The organism is Micromonospora krabiensis (genome assembly GCF_900091425.1).
In the GTDB taxonomy this organism is placed as follows: Bacteria; Actinomycetota; Actinomycetes; order Mycobacteriales; family Micromonosporaceae; genus Micromonospora; species Micromonospora krabiensis.
On sequence record NZ_LT598496.1, the window covers coordinates 6,716,314 to 6,735,748 of the forward strand.

Below are 19,435 nucleotides of genomic sequence, written 5' to 3' on the forward strand. Positions count from 1 at the left end.
AACGGCGAGTGTTTCGGGCTGATTTCTCGGCTTTCGCAGGTCACGAGCCGACGAGCATGATGGGAGGGCTTGCACGCTGTGGTAATGCGCAGGGTAGGCTTGACGATGCGCTCGCGGATCGTGTGCCTCGGCAGGGAGCAGGTGCGCGGTCGACGAAGCCACCTGACGGCGCCACATCATCTCAATCTGGCAATGTTCGGTGTGCCCGGCGACGGATCCGCAGGCGCGACCGGGTCACCGCGACACACCTGCCAGCTGTGACAACCCATCCGACCGGAGCAACCGCCCACATGACGAGCAGCATCGAGGCCCCCTCGAGCGCCACCAAGGTCACCGTCGACGACCTCGGTTCCGAGGAAGCTTTCCTCGCCGCGATCGACGAGACCATCAAGTACTTCAACGACGGCGACATTGTCGAAGGCACCGTCGTCAAGGTCGACCGGGACGAGGTCCTGCTCGACATCGGCTACAAGACCGAGGGTGTCATCCCCTCTCGGGAGCTGTCGATCAAGCACGACGTGGACCCGGCCGAGGTCGTCTCGGTTGGTGACCACATCGAGGCCCTTGTCCTCCAGAAGGAGGACAAGGAGGGGCGTCTGATCCTCTCGAAGAAGCGCGCGCAGTACGAGCGGGCCTGGGGCACGATCGAGAAGATCAAGGACGAGGACGGCGTCGTCCGCGGTTCGGTCATCGAGGTGGTCAAGGGCGGCCTCATCCTCGACATCGGGCTGCGCGGCTTCCTGCCCGCCTCCCTGGTCGAGATGCGGCGGGTGCGCGACCTGCAGCCGTACGTCGGGCGTGAGCTCGAGGCCAAGATCATCGAGCTGGACAAGAACCGCAACAACGTGGTCCTGTCCCGCCGGGCCTGGCTCGAGCAGACGCAGTCCGAGGTGCGCACCGAGTTCCTCAACAAGCTCCAGAAGGGGCAGGTCCGCAAGGGCGTCGTCTCCTCGATCGTCAACTTCGGCGCGTTCGTCGACCTCGGCGGCGTGGACGGTCTGGTGCACGTCTCCGAGCTGTCCTGGAAGCACATCGACCACCCGTCCGAGGTCGTCGAGGTGGGCCAGGAGGTCGAGGTCGAGGTCCTGGACGTCGACCTGGACCGCGAGCGGGTCTCGCTGTCGCTGAAGGCGACCCAGGAGGACCCGTGGCGGCAGTTCGCCCGCACCCACGCGATCCAGCAGATCGTGCCGGGTAAGGTCACCAAGCTGGTGCCGTTCGGTGCGTTCGTCCGGGTGGACGACGGCATCGAGGGCCTGGTCCACATCTCCGAGCTGGCCGAGCGCCACGTGGAGATCCCGGAGCAGGTCGTCCAGGTCGGCTCCGAGGTCATGGTCAAGGTCATCGACATCGACCTCGAGCGCCGCCGGATCTCGCTGTCGCTCAAGCAGGCCAACGAGGGCTTCGTCGAGGGCGAGGAGCACTTCGACCCGACCCTCTACGGCATGGCCGCGACCTACGACGCCGAGGGCAACTACATCTACCCCGAGGGCTTCGACCCGGAGACGGGCGAGTGGCTCGAGGGCTACGACAAGCAGCGCGAGACCTGGGAGCAGCAGTACGCCGAGGCGCGCCAGCGCTGGGAGGCCCACACCAAGCAGGTGCAGACCTCTCGTGCCGCCGACGCCGAGGCCGCTGCCAACCCGGCTCCGGCCCCCACGGGTGGCGGCGCCACCTCGACCAGCCCGGCCCCGAGCCGGCAGGCCGAGGAGCCGGCCGGCACCCTCGCCACCGACGAGGCGCTCGCCGCTCTGCGGGAGAAGCTCGCCGGCGGCAAGTGACCCGCTGACGACGACGGGCCCCGCCCCGCGATCTCCGGATCGCGGGGCGGGGCCCTCGCCGTTCCACGGCACGGCCGGACCGGGTCACCCGCCCGCCCTACCCCCGCCGCCGTGCCACCTCCCACGATCCCGCTACCGCCCGGATGTCGTTGCCTGCGGACGTCTGCGCGGCCACTACACCCCTGATGTTGCGTGATCGATGGCGCGCGGCGGCCTCGTGGCGCGGGTGGGTTTGTGTGCGCCGGGCGGCATCCGGTTGACTGGTGCCGTGCTGATGGTGGGGTTGACCGGCGGGATCGGGTCGGGCAAGAGCGCGGTGGCGACCCGCCTCGTCGAGCGCGGCGCCATGCTGGTCGACTCCGACCGGGTCGCCCGCGAGGTCGTCGCCCCGGGTACCCCGGGGCTCGCCGAGATCGTCGAGACCTTCTCCGGGCGGGTCCTGGCCGCCGACGGCAGCCTCGACCGGGCCGCGCTCGGTGCGATCGTCTTCGGCGACGAGGCGGCCCGACGGCGGCTGGAGGCGATCACCCACCCCCGGGTCCGGGCGCGCAGTGTCGAGTTGGCCGCCGCGGCGGCACCGGACGCGATCGTCGTCAACGACGTGCCGCTCCTGGTCGAGGTGGGGCTCGCGCCCACGTACCACCTGGTGGTCGTGGTGCAGACGGCCGTGTCGACCCGGTTGGCGCGGCTGGCGCGCGACCGGGGGATGGACCGTGCGGAGGCCGAGCGGCGGATCGCCGCGCAGGCCGACGACGCTCGGCGGAGCGCCGCGGCCGACGTGCTGCTGACCAACGACGGCGCCCTCGCCGAGCTGCACGCCGCGGTCGACGCGCTCTGGCGCGACCGGTTGCTGCCCTATGAACGGAACGTGCGCGAACGGCGCGTGGTGCGGGCGAAGCGGGTGGAGCTCACCGAACCGGACCCGACGTGGCCGCAGCAGTACGTGCGGCTGGCGGCCCGCATCCGGCACGCGCTCGCGCCGATGGACCTGCGGCTCGACCACATCGGCTCCACGGCGGTGCCGGGGCTGGCCGCCACCGACGCCATCGACATCCAGCTCACGGTGCCGACCCTGGCCGATGCGGACGGGCCGCTCGCCGAGCGGCTGGCCGACGCCGGTTTCCCGCGCGTGCCGCAGGAGCGGTGGGACGGCCCGCGCTCGGCCGGCTCCGGCCGGTGGGAGAAGCGGCTGCACGGCAGCGCCGACCCGGGACGCCCGGTCAACCTGCACATCCGCGAGGCGGGTTCGCCGGGCTGGCGGTACGCGCTGCTGACCCGCGACCACCTGCGCGCCGACCCGGACCAGCGGGCGGCGTACCTGCTGCTGAAGCGTGAGTTGGCGGCTTCCGCGCCGGACAGCGCCACCTACACCACGGCGAAGGATCCTTGGTTCGACGAGGAGCACCTGCGCGCCGAGGAGTGGGCGGCGCGGACCGGCTGGCGACCCTAGCCCGGCCCGCGGGCCGGCCCGCCGGCTCGCACCGGCCCGTCACCACCTCGGTGTCGGCCGGCCTGCCGGCCGCGGGCCATCACCGCGCGGCCGGCCACACCGACGCGTACGGTCACCGGGCGCCGCCGGCGGCCCGCCTCGGCGCGGGCAGCCGGGGCACCGGGCCGGGCGTGAGGTCCAGCTGGGCCCAGGCGCCGCCGCCGGTGTGCAGCTCGACGCGGCGGAGCAGCCCGTCGCGGTCCACCCAGTAGCGCAGGCGGTTCGCGCCGCTGGCCACCTCGACCACGTCGACCGTACGGTCGCCGAGACTGTCTTCCCGCAGGCGCTCGACGGTGGCCGGCGGGGCGACCCGGCCGGCCGCGAGCGCCGCGTCGAGCAGCCGGCCCGACTCGTCGCCGTCCCGGTCGGCGTACCAGGCGGTGCCGGCGGGCGGCGGTAGTGGTGGCCGGTCCGGCCTCTCCGGGTCGCCCGCGCCCGGGACCTCGGCCCGGGACCATCCGGCGACGTCCCGGCGCAGCAGTGTCCGGCGATCCGGTACGCCGAGATCCGCGACCGCCAGATACGCGCTCCGCTCGGTCCAGCTCAGCCACCCGGCGCCGCGCAGGTTGGTGTCGCGCCCGACGGGAGCGTTCAGCGTCACCGTGGCGCCGCCGCGGGCGCGCAGCCGCGCGGGGATGTTCTCCAGCCGGTTGCGTTCGGCGGCGGTCAGCTCCCGGGGCAGCCCGGGCCGGCCGCCCAGGGCGTCGACCGGGCGCAGGGTCGGCCGGTCGGTGCGGTTGAGCGTGACCGTCACCGGACCCGCGCCCGGCAGGTGTGCGGTGAGCCGGTGCAGCCGGGCCTCCTGGTCGACCCAGTAGCGGGGCAGCCCACCGGACGGCGGGGTCGGCGGCGTTGCGGTGGTCGACGGAGCCGGGAGGGGGGCCGTGAAGACGTCCATCGGCCCGCCGGTCAGGGTCTCCTGCGCCACCCACCGGGCGCCCGCGTCGCGCAGGGCACCGGCGGACTCGGGGCGGTCGGCGGAGAGGTTGAAGAGGAGGTCCAGGACGGCGGCCAGGGCGTTGCCGTCGGGTAGCCGGTGCAGCCGCCACCGGTCGGTCGGGGGAACCAGCGGCGGTGGCGCGGCCGTGGGCACGGCCGCCGGGTCGGGGCGGATCACCAGCGCGGTCGGTGTCGCCTGGAGCAGGCCCCGCTGCGGGCCGGCGCCCGGGCCGCCGACGTCCAGGTAGAGCAGCGGCCTCGACCAGTCGATCCAGCCCATCAGCTCGGTGCGGGTGGCGCCGTCGCCCACCGTCACGTGCAACCCGGCCCGCAGTTCCCGATAGTTGGTGACCCGCACGGCGGCGAGTCGTTCGCTCTCGGCGACGGTCAGCGTCCGTGGCTCCACGGGTGGGTCGGGCGCCCAGCTCAGCAGCCCGAGGACGAGACCGGCGGCGGAGAGGGCCGCGACCGCGCCGAGCAGCGCCAGCAGGCCGCGCCGCCGGCGGCCGGCGATCCGGGGCAGCAGGCCGGTGTCGTCGGGGCTGGCGGCTCCGCCGGGCGCCGGGTCGCCGGCACCGCCGCCGGGTGGCCCGGCGGCGGCGGTGCCGTCGGTCGGGGATGTGGCCGCGGAGCCCGGACGCGTGGCCCGGGCGGAGGAGGTGTCCACGCGTTGTTGAACGGGCGGGGCACGGGTGGGGTGACGAATAGGGGCGCTCGCGGCGGCCGGTCTGCGCCTCACGCGCGACCACGTCGGTGCGCACGGCCGGGCACGCCGGGTGCAGCGACCTCGTGCCGGGGGCGGGCCGGCCGTGATGACGGCCTGGCCACCTGCCCGGTCGGCCGCCGCGAGCGGCCTACACGGAGAGCCTAGCCCGGTGAGATGTGCCACACAATGGGAATATCGAAGCCGATCACGTACCCGCCGTGACCGCCGATTATGTCGGACCTGCGGCGTACCGTTGACGGCATGGCGCTCGACATTCCCCGGCTCGACGGCCGTTTCCAGGTCGTCAGTGAGTTCCAGCCCGCCGGTGACCAGCCGGCGGCCATCGACGACCTGGAGCGGCGGGTCCGGCGCGGCGACCGCAACACCGTTCTGCTGGGCGCGACCGGCACCGGCAAGAGCGCCACCACCGCGTGGCTCGTCGAGCGGTTGCAGCGGCCGACCCTGGTGCTGGCCCCCAACAAGACGCTCTGCGCGCAGCTGGCCAAGGAGTTCAGCGAGCTGCTGCCGCACAACGCCGTCGAATACTTCGTCTCCTACTACGACTACTACCAGCCCGAGGCCTACATCCCGCAGACCGACACCTACATCGAGAAGGACTCCTCGATCAACGAGGAGGTCGAGCGGCTGCGGCACTCGGCCACCATGTCGCTGCTCACCCGCCGGGACGTGGTGGTGGTGGCCACCGTCTCCGCCATCTACGGCCTGGGCACCCCGGAGGAATACCTCGACCGGGCGGTGCGGGTCGCGGTGGGCCAGGAGCTGGACCGCGACCAGCTGCTGCGCCGGCTGGTCGACATCCAGTACACGCGCAACGACATGGCCTTCAACCGGGGCACCTTCCGGGTCCGGGGCGACACCCTGGAGATCATCCCGGCCTACGAGGAGCTCGCCGTCCGCATCGAGCTGTTCGGCGACGAGGTGGAGAAGCTCTACTACCTCAATCCGCTGACCGGTGACGTGGTCCGCGAGGTCGACCACCTGCTGATCTTCCCGGCGACGCACTACGCGGCGGGCCCGGAGCGGATGGAGCGGGCGATCCGCGACATCGAGACCGAGCTGGGCGAGCGGCTGGCCGAGCTGGAGCGGCAGGGCAAGCTGCTGGAGGCGCAGCGGCTGCGGATGCGCACCACCTACGACATCGAGATGATGCGTCAGGTCGGCTTCTGCTCCGGCATCGAGAACTACTCGATGCACATCGACGGGCGGCTGCCCGGCAGCCCGCCGCACTGCCTGCTCGACTACTTCCCCGACGACTTCCTCACCGTCATCGACGAGTCGCACGTGACGATCCCGCAGATCGGTGGCATGTACGAGGGCGACGCGTCCCGCAAGCGGATGCTGATCGACCACGGCTTCCGGCTGCCCAGCGCCGCCGACAACCGGCCGCTGCGCTTCGACGAGTTCCTGGAGCGGGTCGGCCAGATGGTCTTCCTCTCCGCGACCCCGGGCAACTGGGAGATGGAGCAGGCCCAGGGTGAGTTCGTCGAGCAGGTCATCCGCCCGACCGGTCTGATCGATCCCGAGGTCGTCGTGAAGCCGACCAAGGGGCAGATCGACGACCTGATGCACGAGATCAAGTTGCGCACCGAGCGAGACGAGCGGGTCCTGGTCACCACGCTGACCAAGAAGATGGCCGAGGACCTGTCCGACTACCTGCTGGAGAACGGCATCCGGGTGCGCTACCTGCACTCGGAGGTGGACACGCTGCGCCGGGTGGAGCTGCTGCGTGAGCTGCGCAAGGGCGACTACGACGTGCTGGTCGGCATCAACCTGCTCCGGGAGGGCCTCGACCTGCCCGAGGTGTCGCTGGTGGCGATCCTCGACGCCGACAAGGAAGGCTTCCTGCGCAGCGGCCGGTCGCTGATCCAGACCATCGGCCGGGCGGCGCGTAACGTCTCCGGCCAGGTCCACATGTACGCCGACAAGATCACGCCGTCGATGGCGGACGCGATCGAGGAGACCAACCGGCGGCGGGCCAAGCAGATCGCGCACAACGAGGCGCACGGGATCAGCCCGGAGCCGCTGCGGAAGAAGATCCACGACATCCTCGACGACATCTACCGCGAGGCCGAGGACACCGACACCCGGGTCGGCGGCGCGGTGCGGCAGCTGTCCCGGGGCAAGGCGCCGGTGAAGGAGACCCGCAGCCGCGGGCGCGCCGCCACCGGTGGCACGTCCCGCGAGGGGATGGCCCGGGCCGACCTGGCGCAGCTCATCCAGGAGCTCAACGACCAGATGCTGGCCGCCGCGCGGGAGCTGCAGTTCGAGTTGGCCGCCCGGATCCGGGACGAGATCGGTGACCTGAAGAAGGAGCTGCGCGGCATGGACGCCGCCGGCGTGAAGTGAGCACGGGCTCCGGTCGACGATGACGGGCGAGCCGATGGCCGAGGTGGTGTTGGGGCTGCCGCGGCCACGGCTGCGCCCGTACGTCGACGCTACATCGGCTACCGCGAGCGGGCCGACGTGCCGCTGGTGCGCCGGGAGGTGGCGGGGGCCCACGTCGTGCTGATCCTCGGGTGGGGCGCCCCGCTCGACGTGGCCGGCTCGGTCGGCTACGCGACAACCAGCCTCGGTTGCGTTGCGCGAGCAAGGTATTGCAGTGCGTGACGGTCCTGCGTACGCTCCCTCGGTGGGGAGGCCGGGAATGCCGTTGCCAACGAGTCCTGTCATTCGCCGTGTGCGGCTCGGCGCCGAGCTGCGCCAGCTGCGCCGGCGCGAGGCGTTGACCCTGGAGCAGGTCTGCGACCGGCTGGGGTGGGCCTCGACGTCGAAGCTGTCGCGCATCGAGCTGGGGCAGAGCCGGCCGGACCTGGCCGACGTGCTGGACCTGCTGGACGTCTACGAGGTGCCGTCGTCGGCCCGGGACGCGCTGATCGTCATCGCCCGCGACGCCGCCACCAGCCGGGGCTGGTGGAAGGCGCTGGCCGAGATGGGGGAGCGGCAACGCACGTACGCCGAGTTGGAGGCCAGTGCGGCGCGCATCGTGGAGTATCAGCCGGCCGTCGTGCCGGGTCTGCTGCAGACCCCGGCGTACGCGCGGCTGCGCCTCGCCGCCGCGGCGACGTTCGATCCGGAGGTCGACGTGGACGCCGAGGTGCGGTCCCGGACCGTACGCCAGGAGGTGCTGCGCCGCGCCGACCCGCCGCACTACACGGCGGTGCTGACCGAGGCCGCCTGTGACCGTGGGCAGACGCCGCCCGAGGTGTGGCGGGAGCAGCTGCGGCACCTGGTGACGATGACGGGGCTGGCCAACGTGACGGTCCGGCTGCTCCCGGGCGGGGCGACGGTGTGCGGTGGGTTGGACCCGCTCACGCCGTACTCCAGCTACGCCTTTCCGGACCCGGCGGACCCGCGGACCGTGATGATCGAGACGCTGACCAGCGACGTGCGGCTCGCGACCGCGACGGACGTGGACCGCTACGAGCGGATCACCGAGGCGCTGCTGGGCGCGGCGCTGTCGGCGGAGGAGACGGTCGCGGCCCTGGCCGGGCGCGTCGACGACTGACCTGACCCGCGCGGCCACCGGGCCCGGCGCCCCCGAGCCCGTCGGGACCGGTGTCCCGCGCGTGCGTCCGCACGGTAGGCGAGGGGTACGACAGTTCCACTCAGGCGGGCACGTCCAGGAAGTGTTCGACCACGGGCGGGTTCGCGAAGTGCGGGCCGATCAGGGCCCGCCAGCGGTCGAACCGGTCGGTGGCGCGGAAGTTGTCGGTGTGCGCCTCGACCGAGTCCCATTCGACGAGCAGCACGAAGCGGGTGGGCGACTCGATTCCCCGGGTCATCCGCACCGACCGGCAGCCGGGCGTGCCGGCCAGCACCGGGTGGCCCTCGGCGTACGCGGCGGCGAAGGCGTCTTCGTGCCCCGGCAGGACGTCGATCAGCGCGACCTCAAGCACCATGCGCGAAAGCCTCCCACGAACTCCGCCGACGGTGATCACGCGGGGTCTGTCGCCGTGCCCGCGCCGGCCCTAGGGTGGGCGCGCGGGGAGGAGAAAGAATGATCGACTGGCTCACCGGCACGGCGTTCACCGTGGCCGGCACCGGCACCACGTGGGCGGAGCTGCTCGGCTTCGCCACCGGCGTGGTCAACGTCTGGCTGGTGGCCCGGCAGCGGATCGCGAACTGGCCCGTCGGCATCGCCAACGTTCTGCTGCTCATGCTGCTGTTCTGGACCGCCGGGCTGTACGCCGACGCCGGCCTCCAGATCGTCTACGTCGGACTCGGGCTGTACGGCTGGTGGCACTGGCTCGTCGGCGGCGAGCACCGGACCCGGCTCACGGTGGGCCGCACCGGTCGACGGGAGTGGGTGGGGCTGGCCGTGGCCGGCGTGCTGCTCACCGGCGGGCTCTGGGCGCTGCTGGACCGGGCGACCGACTCGACGGTCCCGCTGCCGGACGCGCTGACCACCGCCCTGTCCCTGCTCGCCACGTACGGGCAGACTCGCAAGCGGGTGGAGAGCTGGTGGTTGTGGATCACCGCGGACGTGGTCTACATCCCGCTGTACGCGTACAAGGGGCTCTATCTGACGGCCGCGCTCTACGTGGTCTTCCTCGCCCTGTGCGTGGTCGGACTGCGGGCCTGGCGGGCCGACCTGCGCCGGCGGGGACTGCCGGTCGCGGTGCCGCCCGGTCCGGCCCCGGTTCGCGCGTGAGCGCGCCGGCCCCGGCGCCCGGGCGGGGCGACGACGGCGGCGCCGAGCGGAGGGCGGCGGAGTTCCGGCACGGCCTGGTGGTGGGGAAGTTCGACCCGCCGCACGCCGGGCACCACGCGTTGATCGAGGCGGCGGCCGCGCGCTGCGCCGCGGTCACTGTGGTGGTGGCGCCGTCGCGGCGGGAGTCGATCCCGCTCGACGTACGGCTGGACTGGCTGCGGGAGGTGCACGCCGACGCTCCCTGGGTCCGGTTCGTCGGCCGCTACGACGACCACCCCGTGGACTATGCCGACCCGGTGGCCTGGGACGCGCACTGCGCGGTGTTCCGCGCGGCCGTCGGCGACCGGCCGGTGGACGCCGTGTTCACCTCGGAGGCGTACGGCGACGAGCTGGCCCGGCGCTTCGACGCCGTACCCGTGGCGGTGGATCCGCGGCGGCGGACCGTGCCGATCTCCGGCACCGCGGTGCGGGCGGACCCGGTGGCGCACTGGCGGTGGTTGGCCCCGCCGGTGCGGGCCTGGTTCGTGCGGCGGGTGGTGGTGGTCGGCGCGGAGTCGACGGGCACCACGACGATGGCGGCCGCGCTCGCGGCCCACTACAACACCGCCTGGGTGCCCGAGTACGGCCGGGAGTCGACCGCCCGCAAGTTGGCTCGGCTGCGCGAGCGGCGGCCGGAGGCGACCGTCTTCGACGTGACCTGGGACCGGGCGGACTTCCGGGAGGTGGTCCGTGAGCAGCAGTCGGCCGAGGACGCGGCGGCACGGTCCGGCGGGCCGCTGCTGATCTGTGACACCGACGCCCGGGCCACCGCGGTCTGGGAGGAGCGTTACCTCGGCTCCGCCTCGCCGCAGGTGCGGGCGGCGGCCCGGCGGCCCGCGCTGTATCTGCTCACCGACCACCGGGGCGTGCCGTTCACCGACGACGGTCTGCGCGACGGCGCGCACCTGCGGGCCTGGATGACCGACCGGTTCCGGGCCGAGTTGGCCGGCTGCGGGGTGCCGGTGGTGGAGCTGACCGGGACGTACGAGGAGCGGCTGGGGCGGGCGGTCGCGGCGTGCGACGCGCTCCTGGCCGAGGGCTGGTCGCTGGCCGATCCCCTCCGCCCACCCGTCGACAACCCAGCCTCCTAGGAAGCCGTAGCGGGTGTGACGCCGCCGGGCCGGTGCCGGCGGCGTCCATCCGGTCCTAGTCAGCCTCGGTGGACGACATATCCGCCGACGAGGACCGGGTACCGGGGTCGCGGGGGGACTCCCGCCGGAAGGTCCGTCTCGGGGTCGAGGCACTCGGTGGGCGGCGGCTCCGTCCCGTTCTGCGCCTGGGCGTCGACGATCTGATCCGGCCCGCGCCCACCGTCGATGACCTTCACGTAGTAGCCGTGGTTCCGCACGGCGCCCTGGCCCTCGGGGACGATCGCGGTGAACACCGCGACGTTCCCGGTGACCTCCAGACACGTCACGTCGGCTCGTCCCTGCCCGACCACCGTGCCGTCCGGCAGTTCGTGCCGGTACCGGAACTGGCCGTACGTCGATCCGCCGGCGGCCGCCACCGCCTGGACGCCGAACCAGATCCGGTGCCCGACCGTGCCGGGCTCGTCGTACACGAAGTGTCCGACCCCGGCGACGACCGACCACCCGCCGGCAACCCTGATCCCCTCGGGCTGCCGGGCCTGCGCGGCAGTGGGCGAGGTAGCCACCCCCGCTGCCGCAACCGCCGCCACCGCCATCGCGCTCACACCAGACCTGAACATGTCGCTCCTTCTGACCATCCCGTCGGCTGACGTGATCCAGCATCGGCGCGGAACGATGCGGTCGAATCCCTCCACCGAGCCAGGCGCGTCCCCTGGCGGGGGGACATGGGTCGCCCCACCCGGCCGGGGAAGGGGCGGCCCCGCGGGCTGAGCGGCGCGGCTGCCGGGCCTCCCGCGGCCGCGCAACGACGACGTGTCCCGCGCCACCGGTGCCCGACGTGCGATCACCGGCGGCGGTGCGCGACAATGGTGATCGAGGAGGGGAGTATTCCCCCGCGACGGAGTCGTCAGCACGGTCGGCCACACCCGGTGGCACGACCCGGCCCCGTCGGTCGCCGCTCTCGCGGCGGCGGAAGAGACCTCCGACAGTCACCAGAGTGAGCGTCATCGGCACACCGGGCCCCGCGGGGGCGTACGGTGTGCCCGACGCCGCGTGTCTGCCGGAGGAAAGAACGTTGGACGTGTCCGCACTGGTGTGGGCGGTAACCCTCGTCGCGCTCATCGCGGTCCTGGCCGTCGACCTGCTCATCATCGGTCGACGCCCGCACGAGCCGAGCGTGCGGGAATCAAGCCTGTGGGTCGGCTTCTACGTCGGCCTGGCGCTGCTCTTCGGAGCGGGGGTGTGGCTGACGTCCGGAGCGAGCGCGGCGGGTCAGTTCTACACCGGGTGGTTGACCGAGTACAGCCTCTCGGTGGACAACCTCTTCGTCTTCGTGATCATCATGGCGCGCTTCGCGGTGCCCCGGCAGTACCAGCAGAAGGTGCTGCTCGTCGGCATCGTGCTGGCGCTGGTGATGCGCGGCGGCTTCATCGCGGCCGGCGCGGCCCTGATCTCCCAGTTCTCCTGGGTCTTCTACATCTTCGGCGCGTTCCTCATCTACACGGCGATCAACCTGGCCCGCCAGGGTGAGCCGGACGAGGACGAGTTCTCCGAGAACGTCCTGATCCGGTGGAGTCGCAAGGCGCTGCCGATCTCCCGGTCGTACGACGGCGCACGGCTGATGACGCACGAGAACGGCCGGCGGCTGTTCACCCCGCTGCTCATCGTGATGATCGCGATCGGCACCACCGACCTGATCTTCGCGCTGGACTCGATTCCGGCGATCTTCGGGATCACCCAGGAGCCGTACCTGGTCTTCACCGCCAACGTCTTCGCGTTGATGGGTCTGCGGCAGCTCTACTTCCTGCTCGGCGGGCTGCTCGACCGGCTGATCTACCTCAGCTACGGCCTGGCCGTCGTGCTCGGCTTCATCGGGGTCAAGCTGGTGCTGGAGGCGCTGGCCGACAACAACCTGCCGTTCATCAACGGTGGCGAGCACGTGGGCTGGGCCCCGCACATCCCGATCTGGCTGAGCCTGCTCGTCATCCTCGGTACGTTGCTCCTGGCGACCGCCGCCAGCCTGATCAAGTCGGCCCGGGACCGGCGCCGGGAGTTGGCCGAGGCGCGCGGCTGACGCGTACGCACTACGGCGTGGGGCGCTCCCGGTCGCCGGGGGCGCCCCACGGCGCGTACGGGGTCAGACCCGGTGGGCGCCGACCAGGGTGGCGGTGCGCTCGGCGGGCAGCGGCTCCTCCAGCACGCGGCGCTGGCGGTAGCAGGCGTGCAGCATCCGCCGGTCGTCGTCGTGGGGCTCGGCCGTGACGATGCCGATGTGGTGGATCTTGCGGCCGGGGCGGGCGAAGAAGTACAGGTCGCCGGGGCGCTCGGCGCCCAGCGGCAGGGGAGTGGTCGCCGCCGCCTGGTCGTCGGCGTCGCGGGGGAGCCGTACCCCGAACCGCCGCCAGGCCAGGTGCACGAGGCCGGAGCAGTCGATCCCGTGCGCGGACACGCCGCCCCAGATGTAGACGACGTGCAGCAGCCGCTGCGCGACGGCGAGCACCTCCTCGGCGGACGGGGGTGTCGCGGCCACCTCGGCGAGGTGCGCCGCGGGGAGCCAGAGCGGGTCGGCGTGGCCGGGGGCGTGCACCGGGCGCCAGCCGTCGCGCGGCGGACCGGCGGCGACGAGCCGGGTGCCGATGACGACGCCGGGCAGCACCACCGGCCCGTCGGGCGCGGCGCGCAGGGCGCTCACGGTGGCGTCCACCACCAGCGGGGGCTCGGTGGGCCCGGCGGTGACCGCGTCGGTCGGGACGAGTTGGTCGGCCGGCAGCCAGCCGGGGTAGCCGCGTGGGTCGAGTTTCGCGGCCGGCTGCTCGACGGCCACGACGTGCGCCCAGCCGTCCGGGCGCAGCTCGGTGACGAGAACCCGCTCACCGAGCAGTAGCTGGCTCAGGACGCAGTCGCCGACCTGCTGGTCGGTGTCGAGGCCGGAGATCCAGGCCGGGATGTCGGCGTCGGCGGCGACGGCGGGGCAGTCGACCGGTCGTACGGCCTCGGGGGCGGTCCAGAGCGTCGCGACCGCGACCCGGACGACGGCCTCGCGGCCCGGTTGCAGTTCCACGTCCACCCCCAGCTGCGGCCCTGTGCTCCCCGACCCTATGAAAGAAACCAACGGGCATCAACCAGCGTTCTGAATCTTTACTTCAGTGACCGAGGCGACACCGAGCCCAGGGGCGTCCGGGAGCAGCACCTGGGCGCCCTCGTAGCGGATGCCGCCGTCCACCGGCGACGTGGCCAGCCACCAGGCGGCGTCCAGGTCGGAGACGGCGGTGGTGCCGTACGCGGCGACCAGGCTCGCGGCGGCGCCGATGCCGATCCCGCTCTCCATCATCGACCCGACCACCGTGCCGAGACCGTGCGCGACGGCCAGGTCGAGCAGGGTGCGGGCGGGGTGCAGCCCGCCGCACTTGGCGAGCTTGACGTTGACCATGTCGGCGGCCCGGCGGCGGATGACCTCGACCAGGTCGCGGACGCCGAAGACCGCCTCGTCGGCCAGGATCGGCACGTCGACGCGGTCGCTGACCCAGGCCAGCCCGTCCAGGTCCCAGCGGGCGACCGGCTGCTCGACCAGCTCGACGTCGAGGCCCGCGTCCTCGATGCCACGGATCACCCGGACCGCTTCGCGCGGCGTCCAACCCTGGTTCGCGTCGAGCCGGATCCGCACGGCGGGGCCGACCGCGTCGCGGACCGCCCGGACCCGGTCGAGGTCGCCGGCGGCGTCGGTGCCGACCTTGAGCTTGAGCACGTCGAAGCCCTCGGCGTGGCGGCTGCGCGCGGCGTCGGCCAGGTCGTCCGCCTCCCCGGCGGCGAGGGTCACGTCGGTGGGTACGGCGAGCGCGGTGCCGCCGAGCAGCCGCACCAGGGGTACGCCGAGCCGGCGGGCGGCGAGGTCGTGCAGCGCGACGTCGAGCGCGGCCTTGGCGGCCTCGTTGCCGACGACCGCCCGCTGCACCTCGGCGCAGCGGGCGTTCAGCTCGTCCGGGTCGCGCCCGGTGAGCATGGGCCCGAGCAGCTGCCGGACGCAGGCCTCGGAACCGTCGACGGAGGCGCCGGTGACCTGCCACACCTGCGGCGCCTCGCCGAAACCGGACCGCCCGTCGGTGTCGGTCACCTCGACGACGAGCGTGTCGACGGTGGTGGTACGGCGCAGCGCGGTGACGAACGGGGTGTGTAAGGGGGCCGTGAGCCGGTGGGTGCGTACCGCCGCGATCGTCATGTGCGGCACCCTATACGCAGGTCGGGCGGGCGAGGGGAGGGCCGTGAGCGAGCGGGAGTGGGAGTTGGTGGGCGCGCCGAACGCGCGTGACCTGGGCGGGCTGGTCGGCGCGGACGGGCGGCGGGTGCGGTACGGGCGGCTGCTGCGTACGCCGGCGTTGGGCCGGTTGACCGACGAGGACCTGCCGGTGCTCGGCAAGCTGGGTCCGTCCTGTGTGGTCGACCTGCGCGACCGGTCGGAGATCGAGGTGGCGCCGGCGGACCGGTTGGTCGGTGATCCGCGGCAGGTGCACCTGCCGGTGCACGACCCCGAGCATCCCGTCTTCACGTACGTGTCGGCGGTGCTGCTCGGTCACGACCTGGGCGCGTACGCGGAGCTGGCCCGGCAGGGGACCCCGGCGGCGATGGCGGGCATCTACCGGTGGTTCGTCACCGGGGAGTCCGCGCGGGCCGGGTTCGGGGCGGCGGTGCGGTTGGCGGCGCGGGCGGAGAACCTGCCGCTGGTCTACCACTGCTCGGCGGGCAAGGACCGCACCGGCTGGTTGACGGTGGTCCTGTTGACCGCGCTGGGTGTGGACGAGGCGGCGATCCGGGAGGAGTACCTGCGCAACAACCCCCTGACGGAGAGCCTGCGGGCGGTGATCGTCGAGGCGATGCGGCGGCGTCAGCCGGAGTTGGACGTCGAGGCGGTGTTGCCGGTGCTGGAGGTGCGTCCGGAGTATCTCGACGCGGGCTACGACGAGGTGCGCCGGGTGCACGGCTCGTTCGGGGCGTACCTGCGGGACGGGCTGGGGCTGACCGACGAGGTCATCGGGGCGCTGCGGGCGCAGCTGCTGGAGTGAACGGCGGCGCGGCGGGGGTGGTCGGCCGGGCGGCGAAGCCGGTGACGATGAGCGCCTGCCCGGCGGCGTAGGTGGCCATCACCAGCACCGGCGCGCGGGGCGGGTCGAGGACGCCGGCGACGCCGGTGGCGATGAGCAGGTCGGAGAGGAGGAACAGCGCGCCGCCGAGGCCGACGCGCCAGCCGTGCGGGGCGGCGGTGGTGGCCATGGTGGCGAGCGCGAGCGCGTACGCGGCCACCGGGACGGCGAGCCCGGCGTCGGTGAGGCCCGGCCACATCCAGGTCAGTGCGGCGGCGGTGAGGAGCGCGTACCCCGACGCGACGCCGAGCAGCGGCGGACGGCGCAGCGTGGCGGCGGCCCGGTGCCGCGCGAACGCCGCGATGTAGCAGAGGTGCGCGCCGAGGAACAGGGCCATCCCGGTGAGGAACCAGCCGGTGCCGTCGGCGAGCAGGGCCACGTCGCCGCCGGTGGAGAACGCCAGCGCGGCCAGGACCAGCCGCGACGGCCGGTGGCCGCGGTCGAGGGCGGCCAGCCACAGGTAGCCGGCGAGCAGCGGCATGAGCAGCGGTTTGGTGATCGCCTCGGCGAGGGCGGTGTCGGTGGCGTTGGCGGCGAGGTTCGCCACGGTCACGGTGACGAAGGCGGCCAGCAGGAGACGGGTGCGGGGCATCGGCTGCTCCGGGGGTGCGGGGGTACGGGCAGCATAGGTGTTCCGGGCCGTGCCGGGACGTTCACAGGTCGTGTCGGGCGGTCCAGACCTGTGCGGAGACGTCGGCGATGAGTTGGCAGGCGTCTTCGTCGCCCGGCCCGTTGTCCGGGTCGGTGGTGGTGCAGACGACGATGACGTACGGGGGTGCGTCGTCGGGGAAGACGACGCCGGCGCCGTGACGGATGCCGCGTACCCAGCCGTTCTTGTGGGCGATGCGGGTGCCGGGCGGCAGGCCGGCGGCGAGGTCCTCGCGGTGCTCCTGAGCGGCGAGAACGTCCAGCATGGCGGCGCAGGCGGCCGGTGGGGCGAGCGGGCCGGGGCGGGTGGCGCCGGTGGCGAGCGCGCCGAGCAGGGCGCCCAGGTCGGCGGCGGTGACCAGGTTGGTGATGCCGGCGTCGCGGGCGGCGAAGTCCTCGATGCCGCGGCCGGTGACGCTGTGCCGGGCGCCGGCGAGCGCCCAGACGTCGGCGACGGCGGGCAGGCCGACGTGGGCGAGGACCAGGTTCGTGGCGAGGTTGCTGGAGCGGACGATCATCCGGTGGGCGAGCCAGCGCAGCGGCGCCCGGTCGCCGAGCCGTGCCCAGACCGCGTCGTCGTTGTCGTAGTTGCGGTCGCAGGTGAACCGGGGCGCGTCGGGCTGCGCGGAGGCGAAGTCGTTGACGACGGGGACCGGGGTGTCCAGGTCGAGGGTGCCGGTGTCGGCGGCGCGGTGCAGGGCGGCGAGCACGGCGGCCTTCATGGTGCTGGCGGCGTAGTGGGTGTCGTCGGCCCGGCGGGTCCAGGTGGGGGCGGCGCCGGGGCGGGCCACGTACGCGGAGACGGTGCCGGGCACCTCGGCGAGGCGGGCGTCGAGATCATCCCAGGTCATGTCGCCGACCGTAGCGGACCCAGCCCCGGTCCCCCGGTCCCCGTGCCTTCCCGCGTTTCCGCGTTGATCAAGAGGTTTGCGTCAGGATCCGCGCGGGATCTGACGCAAACCTCTTGATCAACTTGGTGTGTCCGGTCAGCCGGCGTGCTTGCGGCGGGCCGCCGCCCGACCACGCTGCTGCTGGTCGAGCACCACCTTGCGGATCCGCACGGCGGCCGGCGTCACCTCGACGCACTCGTCCTCACGGCAGAACTCCAGGGCCTGCTCCAGCGACAGCTTCCGCGGCGGGATCAGCTTCTCGGTCTCGTCCGCGGTGGACGAGCGCATGTTCGTGAGCTTCTTCTCCTTGGTGATGTTGACGTCCATGTCGTCGGAGCGGGAGTTCTCCCCGACGATCATGCCCTCGTACACCTCGGTGCCGGGCTCGACGAAGAGCTGGCCGCGCTCCTGGAGGTTGGTCATCGCGAACGCGGTGACCGCGCCGGAGCGGTCGGCGACCAGCGAGCCGTTGTTGCGGGTACGCAGCTCGCCGAACCACGGCTCGTACGACTCGAAGACGTGGTGCAGGATGCCGGTGCCGCGGGTCTCGGTGAGGAACTCGGTGCGGAAGCCGATCAGGCCGCGGGCCGGGACCAGCCACTCCATCCGGATCCAGCCGGTGCCGTGGTTGACCAGCTGCTCCATCCGGCCCTTGCGGGTCGCGAGGAGCTGGGTGATCGCGCCCAGGTACTCCTCGGGGGCGTCGATGGTCAGCCGCTCGACCGGCTCGCAGGTCTTCCCGTCGATCTCCCGGGTGACGACCTGCGGCTTGCCGACGGTCAGCTCGTACGACTCGCGGCGCATCTGCTCGACCAGGATCGCCAGGGCCAGCTCACCGCGGCCCTGCACCTCCCAGGCGTCCGGGCGCTCGGTCGGCAGCACCCGCAGCGACACGTTGCCGATGAGCTCCTTGTCGAGCCGGTCCTTGACCATCCGGGCGGTGACCTTGGCGCCCTTGACCCGGCCGACCAGCGGCGAGGTGTTGGTGCCGATGGTCATCGAGATGGCCGGCTCGTCGACGGTGATCAGGGGCAGCGGGACCGGGTTCTCGGCGTCGGCGAGGGTCTCCCCGATCATGATGTCGGGGATGCCGGCGACGGCGATGATGTCGCCCGGGCCGGCCGACTCGGCCGACTTGCGCTCCAGGCCCTCGGTCATGAGCAGCTCGGAGATGCGGACCCGCTGGGTGCTGCCGTCGGTGCGGCACCACGCCACGGTCTGGCCCTTGTTGATCGTGCCCTGGCGGACCCGGCACAGCGCGAGCCGGCCGAGGAACGGCGACGCGTCGAGGTTGGTGACGTGCGCCTGGAGCGGGGCGTCCTCCTCGTAGGCGGGCGCCGGGATGGTGTCCAGCAGGGTGCGGAACAGGGGCTCCAGGTTGTGGCTGTCACTGGGCACGGACCCGTCGGCCGGCTGGGTCAGCGAGGCGATGCCGTCACGGGCGCAGGCGTAGACGATCGGGAAGTCGATCTGCTCCTCGTCGGCGTCCAGGTCGAGGAAGAGCTCGTAGGTGTCGTCCACGACCTCCTTGATCCGGGCGTCCGGCCGGTCCACCTTGTTGATCACCAGGATGATCGGCAGCCGCGCCCGGAGGGCCTTGCGCAGCACGAAGCGGGTCTGCGGCAGGGGGCCCTCGCTGGCGTCCACCAGCAGGACGACGCCGTCGACCATGGTGAGGCCGCGCTCCACCTCGCCGCCGAAGTCGGCGTGGCCGGGAGTGTCGATGATGTTGATCGTCACCGGGTCCGAGCCGTCGGCCGGCAGGTAGTGCACGCCGGTGTTCTTGGCCAGGATGGTGATGCCCTTTTCCCGCTCCAGGTCCATGGAGTCCATGACCCGGTCGGCCACCTCGGCCCGGGCGCTGAACGCGCCGGCCTGCCGCAACATGGCGTCGACCAGGGTCGTCTTGCCGTGGTCGACGTGGGCGATGATGGCGACGTTGCGGAGGTCGGTGCGTAGCTGCATACCCTCCATACTCTCCTGTCCGCGGTTGCCGGCTTCCCATCGGGGTCATCCCCCGAATGGCCCGGATCTCTGGTGAAACTCCT

16 protein-coding genes are annotated in these 19,435 nt (G+C 72.9%); 8 read left to right on the top strand and 8 right to left on the bottom strand.

Annotated features, from left to right (window positions below; translation table 11 throughout):
* Positions 1–290 precede the first annotated feature (290 nt).
* Together rpsA and coaE are read left to right on the top strand one after the other, a co-directional pair.
* Entirely contained in the window at positions 291–1,781 is a 1,491-nt protein-coding gene (rpsA, locus tag GA0070620_RS30910) for a 30S ribosomal protein S1 (protein WP_091596949.1), read from the top strand.
* 268 nt (positions 1,782–2,049) lie between these two features.
* Entirely contained in the window at positions 2,050–3,231 is a 1,182-nt protein-coding gene (coaE, locus tag GA0070620_RS30915) for a dephospho-CoA kinase (protein ID WP_091596952.1), read from the top strand.
* A 112-nt stretch (positions 3,232–3,343) separates the two neighbouring features.
* Here the strand turns inward: coaE and GA0070620_RS30920 are convergent, their stop codons facing one another.
* The gene (locus GA0070620_RS30920; protein WP_231922025.1) at positions 3,344–4,876 is read right to left on the bottom strand and encodes a hypothetical protein; all 1,533 of its coding nucleotides are present in this window, start codon (positions 4,874–4,876) and stop codon (positions 3,344–3,346) included.
* 300 nt (positions 4,877–5,176) lie between these two features.
* Here GA0070620_RS30920 and uvrB point away from each other — a divergent pair, with 300 nt between their 5' ends.
* Together uvrB and GA0070620_RS30935 are read left to right on the top strand one after the other, a co-directional pair.
* Positions 5,177–7,282 carry an excinuclease ABC subunit UvrB gene (gene uvrB, locus GA0070620_RS30925; protein ID WP_091599663.1) on the top strand — a complete coding sequence of 702 codons (2,106 nt, stop codon included), beginning with the start codon at positions 5,177–5,179 and terminating at the stop codon, positions 7,280–7,282.
* A gap of 298 nt (positions 7,283–7,580) precedes the next feature.
* Positions 7,581–8,441 (top strand): helix-turn-helix domain-containing protein, encoded by an 861-nt coding sequence (locus GA0070620_RS30935; protein ID WP_091596955.1) that lies wholly within the window; start codon positions 7,581–7,583, stop codon positions 8,439–8,441.
* 100 nt (positions 8,442–8,541) lie between these two features.
* Here GA0070620_RS30935 and GA0070620_RS30940 read toward each other — a convergent pair whose 3' ends face one another.
* The gene (locus tag GA0070620_RS30940) at positions 8,542–8,835 is read right to left on the bottom strand and encodes an antibiotic biosynthesis monooxygenase family protein (protein ID WP_091596958.1); all 294 of its coding nucleotides are present in this window, start codon (positions 8,833–8,835) and stop codon (positions 8,542–8,544) included.
* Between the two features lie 98 nt (positions 8,836–8,933).
* Here GA0070620_RS30940 and pnuC point away from each other — a divergent pair, with 98 nt between their 5' ends.
* Both pnuC and GA0070620_RS30950 read left to right on the top strand, forming a co-directional pair.
* Positions 8,934–9,587, top strand: a complete 654-nt coding sequence (gene pnuC / locus GA0070620_RS30945) for a nicotinamide riboside transporter PnuC (RefSeq protein WP_091596962.1) — start codon at positions 8,934–8,936, stop codon at positions 9,585–9,587.
* Positions 9,584–10,717: an AAA family ATPase gene (locus GA0070620_RS30950; RefSeq protein ID WP_231922026.1), complete on the top strand. Its 1,134-nt coding sequence runs from the start codon at positions 9,584–9,586 to the stop codon at positions 10,715–10,717. Before pnuC ends, GA0070620_RS30950 begins: the two co-directional genes overlap by 4 nt.
* 59 nt (positions 10,718–10,776) lie before the next feature.
* Here GA0070620_RS30950 and GA0070620_RS30955 read toward each other — a convergent pair whose 3' ends face one another.
* Positions 10,777–11,334, bottom strand: coding sequence for a hypothetical protein (locus GA0070620_RS30955; RefSeq protein WP_157741736.1), 558 nt, complete (start codon positions 11,332–11,334; stop codon positions 10,777–10,779).
* A gap of 455 nt (positions 11,335–11,789) precedes the next feature.
* On the opposite strand from GA0070620_RS30955, the gene GA0070620_RS30960 reads away from it, so the two are divergent.
* Positions 11,790–12,788: a TerC family protein gene (locus tag GA0070620_RS30960; protein WP_091596968.1), complete on the top strand. Its 999-nt coding sequence runs from the start codon at positions 11,790–11,792 to the stop codon at positions 12,786–12,788.
* A gap of 63 nt (positions 12,789–12,851) precedes the next feature.
* Here GA0070620_RS30960 and GA0070620_RS30965 read toward each other — a convergent pair whose 3' ends face one another.
* Positions 12,852–13,775, bottom strand: coding sequence for a C40 family peptidase (locus GA0070620_RS30965; protein ID WP_091596970.1), 924 nt, complete (start codon positions 13,773–13,775; stop codon positions 12,852–12,854).
* Between the two features lie 57 nt (positions 13,776–13,832).
* Positions 13,833–14,930, bottom strand: coding sequence for a mandelate racemase/muconate lactonizing enzyme family protein (locus GA0070620_RS30970; protein WP_091596973.1), 1,098 nt, complete (start codon positions 14,928–14,930; stop codon positions 13,833–13,835).
* Between GA0070620_RS30970 and GA0070620_RS30975 the strand changes: the two genes are divergently transcribed.
* Positions 14,929–15,771 (top strand): tyrosine-protein phosphatase, encoded by an 843-nt coding sequence (locus GA0070620_RS30975; RefSeq protein WP_407940032.1) that lies wholly within the window; start codon positions 14,929–14,931, stop codon positions 15,769–15,771. The two genes, GA0070620_RS30970 and GA0070620_RS30975, sit on opposite strands and share 2 nt — an antisense overlap.
* Here GA0070620_RS30975 and GA0070620_RS30980 read toward each other — a convergent pair.
* The 3 genes from GA0070620_RS30980 to typA all read right to left on the bottom strand — a co-directional run bounded on the left by GA0070620_RS30980 (position 15,737) and on the right by typA (position 19,352).
* The gene (locus tag GA0070620_RS30980; protein WP_091596980.1) at positions 15,737–16,441 is read right to left on the bottom strand and encodes a lysoplasmalogenase; all 705 of its coding nucleotides are present in this window, start codon (positions 16,439–16,441) and stop codon (positions 15,737–15,739) included. The two genes, GA0070620_RS30975 and GA0070620_RS30980, sit on opposite strands and share 35 nt — an antisense overlap.
* Positions 16,442–16,502: 61 nt before the next feature.
* Positions 16,503–17,348 carry a serine hydrolase gene (locus tag GA0070620_RS30985; RefSeq protein ID WP_091596983.1) on the bottom strand — a complete coding sequence of 282 codons (846 nt, stop codon included), beginning with the start codon at positions 17,346–17,348 and terminating at the stop codon, positions 16,503–16,505.
* 135 nt (positions 17,349–17,483) lie between these two features.
* Positions 17,484–19,352, bottom strand: a complete 1,869-nt coding sequence (gene typA, locus GA0070620_RS30990) for a translational GTPase TypA (RefSeq protein WP_091596986.1) — start codon at positions 19,350–19,352, stop codon at positions 17,484–17,486.
* Positions 19,353–19,435: the final 83 nt, after the last annotated feature.